Source organism: Actinomadura geliboluensis, from assembly GCF_005889745.1.
GTDB classification, from domain to species: domain Bacteria; phylum Actinomycetota; class Actinomycetes; order Streptosporangiales; family Streptosporangiaceae; genus Spirillospora; species Spirillospora geliboluensis.
Map to the genome: position 1 here is coordinate 1 of NZ_VCKZ01000524.1, position 5,749 is coordinate 5,749.

Genomic DNA, 5,749 nt, shown 5'->3' on the forward strand with positions numbered 1-5,749 from the left:
CCTTCCGGCGGCAGGCTTCGAACGCCTCGTGCAGGAGGGCGCGCTCGGCCTCGGTCGCGGGGCCGTCGGTGACCTCGGCGACGAAGTCGCGGGCGACGTCGAGCTCGGAGCGTTCGCGGACGCGCTCGGACCAGGTGCGGGCGGTGCCCTCGCCGCCGCCCGCGGGCTCGAAGCCGAGGACGAGCGTGTGCGGGAAGCGGCGGCGCAGCCGCTCCATCGCGGCGGACGGGCGGCGCGGGTCGGTCAGCGTGATCTGGAGCCAGCGGTCCTCGACCGCGTCGTAGGAGGGGTCGGCGAGCAGGTCGTCGAGCCGGCCGCGCAGCCGCGCGAGGCGGCGCGGGACCGGCGCCTCCACGAACTCCCCGGCCACCCCGCCGTCGGTGACGTCGAGCAGCCACGAGCCCTTGACGTGCTTCTCCTCGGAGAAGGAGTACGCGAGCGGCGACCCCGAGTACCGGACGCGGTCGGTGATGCGCCAGGCGCCGTGCAGGTGGCCGAGCGCCGCGTAGTCGACGCCGTCGAACACCGACGCCGACACCTGCGAGGACCCGCCGACGGAGATGTCGCGCTCGCTCTCGCTGGACTCGCCGCCCGTCACGAACGCGTGCGCCAGCACGACCGACCGCTCGCGGCGGGCGGCCGCGTCGGCGCGGACGCGGCGCATGGCCTCGGTCAGCGCGGCGGCGTGGCTGCGCTCGTCCAGCTCCCAGGGGTGGCGGACGAGTTCGGGCTCCAGGTACGGGATGCCGTAGACCGCGGCGTCCCCGACGACGACGGGCTCCCCCACGGTGGCGAAGTCGGTGCGGACGTGGACGCCGGCGGCGTCCATCAGCGCGGACCCGAACCCGAGCCGGCGCGCGGAGTCGTGGTTGCCGGCGATGAGCACGACCCGGGCGTGCTCGGCGAGCCGCACCAGCGCCTCGTTGCACAGCTTCACGGCGTCGACGGCGGGCAGCGCCCGGTCGTAGACGTCGCCCGAGACGAGCACGCAGTCGACGTCCTCCGCCGCGGCGGTCGCGACCAGGTGGTCGACGAACGCGGCCTGCGCGGCCAGCAGGTCCTCCCGGTGGAACGATCTGCCGAGATGCCAGTCGGAGGTGTGCAGGATTCGCATGTCGCAGCAACCATAGGCACCCCCTCCGACACATCCGGCGCAGAAACGCCGAGCCACCCCAAAGGATCTTGGAATGCCGCGCGCCGACGCTCCCGTAGTGTGGCGGCGTGAGTGATCGTCCCTACGTGCTGCTGAGCTGCGCCATGTCCGCCGACGGCTATATCGACGACGCGACGCCGGAGCGGCTGCGGCTGTCCAGCCCGGCCGACTTCGACCGGGTCGACGCGGTGCGGGCGGACTGCGACGCGATCCTGGTCGGCGCCGGGACCGTGCGGGCCGACGACCCGAAGCTGCTGATCCGCTCCGCCGCGCGCCGGGAGCGGCGCGTCGCGCGGGGGCTGCCCGCCGACCTGGTGAAGGTGACGCTGACCTGGAGCGGCGACCTGGATCCCGGTGCCCGGTTCTTCACCACGGGCGAGGCGCCGAAGCTCGTGTACGCCCCGCCGGCCGCGGCGGCGGAGCTGGCTCCGCGGCTCGCCGGGCTGGCCGAGGTCGTCGCCGCCGGCGACCCGCTGAGCCTACCGTCGGTGCTCGCCGACCTCGCGGGGCGCGGCGTCCGGCGGCTGATGGTCGAGGGCGGCGGCGGGGTGCACACGCTGTTCCTCACCGCCGACGCCGTGGACGAGCTGCAGCTCGTGGTCGCGCCGTTCTTCATCGGCGACCCGGCCGCGCCGCGCTTCGTCCGCTCCGGGGTGTTCCCGCAGTCCCCGGAGCGTCCGATGCGGCTGGAGGAGGTCACCCGGATCGGCGACCTGGCCCTGCTGCGCTACCGGGCCGGAGTCCCGCGTGGATGACCACGCCTGGCTGGCGCTGGCCTGCGATCTGGCGGCGCTGTGCCCGCCGTCCGAGACGGCGTTCTCCGTCGGCGCGGTCATCGTCGGCGCGGACGGCCGGGAGCTGGCGCGCGGCTTCTCCCGCGAGCAGGATCCGCACGACCACGCCGAGGAGGCCGCGCTCGCCAAGGCGCCCGGCGACCTGGGCGGCGCGACCGTCTACAGCTCGCTCGAACCGTGCGGGCACCGCGCGTCCCGGCCCCGGCCGTGCGCGGAGCTGATCATCGCCTCGGGCGCGGCGCGGGTCGTGTTCGCCTGGCGCGAGCCGCAGCTGTTCGCCGCGGGGACGGGCGCGGAGCTGCTGGAGGCGGCGGGCGTCGCGGTGGTCGAGCTGCCCGGCCTCGCGGCGCGCGCCCGCGAACCCAACCGGCATCTCCTGGACGGCGAGTGAGACGCGAGTCTCATTCCTCTTGCCAACGCCCGGGGACCTCATGCGATGCTGTGCCCAAGCAAGCATTCGGTTACCCGAACTCGCCCGTCGGGCAGGGAGGCACAGCACCATGCGCGAGCACGATCGGCTGTTCATCGGCGGCGAGTGGGCCGCCCCGGCCGGCACCGCCACGATCGACGTCATCTCCCCGCACACCGAGGAGGTCATCGGGCGGGTGCCCGAGGGCACCGAGGGCGACATCGACGCGGCCGTGGCGGCGGCGCGGCGCGCCTTCGACGAGGGCCCCTGGCCGCGGATGACGCCCGCCGAGCGCGCCGAGATCGTCGGCCGGCTGTCGGCGATCTACGCCGAGCGGCAGCAGCAGATGGCCGACCTCTGCACCGCCCAGATGGGCTCGCCGATCATGTTCTCGGTGTTCGGCCAGGCCGCCATCCCGCAGATGGTCCTGCAGTACTACGTGGACCTCGCCGCCACCTACACCTGGGAGGAGGAGCGGCAGGGCATGCTCGGGCCGGTCACGGTCACCCGGGAGCCGGTCGGCGTGGTCGCGGCGATCGTGCCGTGGAACGTCCCGCAGTTCACGCTGATGCTCAAGCTCGCGCCCGCGCTCATCGCCGGGTGCACGGTGGTCGCGAAGCCGTCCCCGGAGACGCCGCTCGACAGCTACCTGCTCGCCGAGTGGATCAAGGAGGCGGGCATCCCGGACGGCGTGGTGAACTTCGTCCCGGCCGGGCGCGAGGTCGGCGCCTACCTGGTCGCGCACCCCGACGTCGACAAGGTGTCGTTCACCGGCTCCACCGCCGCCGGCCGCAAGATCGGCGCGGTGTGCGGCGAGCAGCTCAAGCGCGTCACCCTCGAACTCGGCGGCAAGTCCGCCGCGATCGTGCTGGACGACGCCGACCTCGCCGCGACCGTCGAGGGCTTCAAGCTGGCGTCGCTGATGAACAACGGCGAGGCGTGCGCCGCGCAGACGCGCATCCTCGCATCCCGCCGCCGCTACGACGAGGTCGCCGACGCGCTCGCGACCATGGTCGGCGGGCTCGCCGTCGGCGACCCCGCCGACTACGGCACCGAGATCGGGCCGCTGGTCGCCAAGCGGCAGCAGGAGCGGGTGGAGAACTACATCCGGATCGGCCAGGACGAGGGCGCCAAGCTGATCACCGGCGGGCTGAACCGGCCGCACGACCGGGGCTGGTACGTCGCCCCGACCGTGTTCGGCGACGTCGGCAACGACATGCGCATCGCCCGCGAGGAGATCTTCGGGCCGGTGCTCGTCCTCATCCCCTACGAGGACGAGGACGACGCCGTCCGCATCGCCAACGACAGCGACTACGGCCTCGGCGGCTCGGTCTGGACGTCCGACGTCGCCCACGGCGTCGAGGTCGCCCGCCGCATCCGCACCGGCAGCTGCGGCGTCAACATGTACACCCTCGACCCGAACACCCCGTTCGGCGGCTACAAGAACAGCGGCATGGGCCGCGAGCTGGGCCCGGAGGGCCTGCAGGCCTACCTGGAGCACAAGTCCATCCCGCACCCGGCCCCGACCGCCTGACGCGCCCCGGAGGCCCCGATCAGCCGGCCGGGGCCTCCCACGCCGAGCCCTGCCTACGGAAATTCGCCGTCGGTCCCGATGCGTCCGGAAACACCCCGGAAAGACGCTTTGGGGCGGTGTGCAGGGCGGGGTTCGGCGGCTTCGATTCCACGTTGGCGGCGCGGGGGCCGTACCGTAGTGCGCCGTGTCCCCCACCTCCGAGAACGCGGCGGCCAGCCTGGACGACGTCCTGGTCGGCGAGGCCGTGCTGGGCGTGTACCGGCAGATGTTCGCGGCGCTGGCCCGCGACAGCGGCGCGGTCGTCGACGACCCGGAGCTGGTGGACGTCGCCGAGACGCTGCTCGCCGCGTTCGCCGACGCGGGCGAGGACGGGCTGAGCCGCGAGCAGATGCGGTACGTGTGCCGCCGCTACCCGCCGGAGGTGTTCGAGAACCGGCTGCGGGTGCTGAAGGGGCTCGGGGCGGTCCGGGAGGTGTTCCCGAAGCCGAACCAGCTGCGCTACCGGGCGTCGTTCACGAGCGTGGTCGGGCTGATGTTCGTCCGCCGGATGATGCTGGACGGCGGGCAGAGCGAGATGCACCGGCTGCTCGCGCTGGAGCAGCTCAACGTGGCCGACCCCCGGATGACGCCCGAGCAGGCGCGGGACGGCGCGGACGGTCTCGCGCGCGCGTTCCGGCTGTGGAGCGTCGAGCTGGTCACGCTGACGAACGGGACGATCGAGGAGCTGCGCGAGCAGGCGCCGAAGCTGTGGGGCACCGAGGAGATCCTGCTGCGCGCCGAGCGGCTGCACGGCGCGATCCTGCGGCGGTGGCCGCAGCTCGACCGCACGTGCACCGACCTGCGCGCCGCCATCTACGCCTACGGCGACGCGTCCCGCCGCGCCGCCGCGCGCCTGTCGGACTCGGCGGGCACCACCCGGAACCTCACCCTGCTGCCGCCCGAGACGTGGCGGACGTTCACGCGCACGGCGTCCCGGGAGGAGCTCGCGGCCGTCCTGGACGGGTTCGTGTTCGACGCGCCGGCGCCCTGGCACGAGCCGGCGGCGGTGGTGGCGGCCGTGGAGGACGGCCCGCGCGCCACGCCGCCGCGCCCGGCGCCGCCCCGCCCGTCGGTGCCCGACTCGGGGCTGTCGGGCGACACCGGCGCGGACACCGCGGCGGCCGAGCGGCTCCGCGACGTCGCCGAGCAGATCCTGCGCGGCCGGGACCGGGTCGCGGTCGAGGACGTCCTCGCCCGCGACTGGGCGACGGCCCGCCGCGTGCTCGCCGACCTGGCCGCCGCGCACCAGCATCCCGAGCTGCCCTACCGGCTCGCCTGGTCGGACGGCCTGGCCGCGCGTCCCCACGGCTCCCCGACCTGGGTGTCGCCGGGCTGGTTCGAGAGGACCGGCCCGTGACCGTCGACCCGCACGTGCTGGCCCGCGCCCGCGCCCGGCTGCTGGGCGGGCCGGCGGTCGCCGCGTCCGATCCCGTGCCGCCGGGCGTGGTCGCCGCGGCGGACGGCGACCACGTGTGGCTGCTCCCCGAATGGCCGGACGGCGCGACGCCCGCGCTGCTGGAGGAGTACGAGACCGCCCCGATGCCGCTGGACCGCTCGGGCCAGGCCCGCCGCGTGCTGGCCGCCGCGCTGCGCTGCTGCTGGACCCGGCTGGACGACGCACCCTGGCCCGGCTCCCCCGCCCCGGTCGCGGACGTCCTGGAGGTCTACGCGAACATGACGCGCGGCGACACCGACCTGGCGCGCCGCTGGGCCACCGGCGAACTGCGCCGCCTGTCCGACACGGGCTGGCTGATCCTGGACGAGGCCGCCGGAACCGTCCGCCCGGGTCCCCGCACCGCCCTGTGGCCCGAGCCCTCCCT

6 protein-coding genes are annotated in these 5,749 nt (G+C 74.9%); 5 read left to right on the plus strand and 1 reads right to left on the minus strand.

Annotated elements, in window-relative coordinates; translation table 11 throughout:
* A partial coding sequence (locus ETD96_RS40325; RefSeq protein ID WP_138641752.1) for an exonuclease SbcCD subunit D occupies positions 1-1,114 on the minus strand: 1,114 nt, incomplete at its 3' end.
* Positions 1,115-1,221: 107 nt separating this feature from the next.
* Here ETD96_RS40325 and ETD96_RS40330 point away from each other — a divergent pair.
* The 5 genes from ETD96_RS40330 to ETD96_RS40350 all read left to right on the plus strand — a co-directional run.
* Positions 1,222-1,908: a RibD family protein gene (locus ETD96_RS40330; RefSeq protein ID WP_138641753.1), complete on the plus strand. Its 687-nt coding sequence runs from the start codon at positions 1,222-1,224 to the stop codon at positions 1,906-1,908.
* Positions 1,901-2,338, plus strand: a complete 438-nt coding sequence (locus ETD96_RS40335) for a cytidine/deoxycytidylate deaminase family protein (RefSeq protein ID WP_138641754.1) — start codon at positions 1,901-1,903, stop codon at positions 2,336-2,338. Before ETD96_RS40330 ends, ETD96_RS40335 begins: the two co-directional genes overlap by 8 nt.
* A 109-nt stretch (positions 2,339-2,447) precedes the next feature.
* Positions 2,448-3,890, plus strand: a complete 1,443-nt coding sequence (locus ETD96_RS40340; protein ID WP_138641755.1) for an aldehyde dehydrogenase — start codon at positions 2,448-2,450, stop codon at positions 3,888-3,890.
* Between the two features lie 184 nt (positions 3,891-4,074).
* Positions 4,075-5,286, plus strand: a complete 1,212-nt coding sequence (locus tag ETD96_RS40345; RefSeq protein ID WP_138641756.1) for a hypothetical protein — start codon at positions 4,075-4,077, stop codon at positions 5,284-5,286.
* The coding region (locus ETD96_RS40350) for a hypothetical protein (protein WP_171069475.1) at positions 5,283-5,749 on the plus strand (467 nt) is incomplete at its 3' end. The genes ETD96_RS40345 and ETD96_RS40350, both read left to right, overlap by 4 nt.

Excerpts from the sequence above, each read along its gene's own strand:
- ETD96_RS40340 (WP_138641755.1), top strand. The coding sequence starts at position 2,448 with ATGCGCGAGCACGATCGGCTGTTCATCGGCGGCGAGTGGGCCGCCCCG.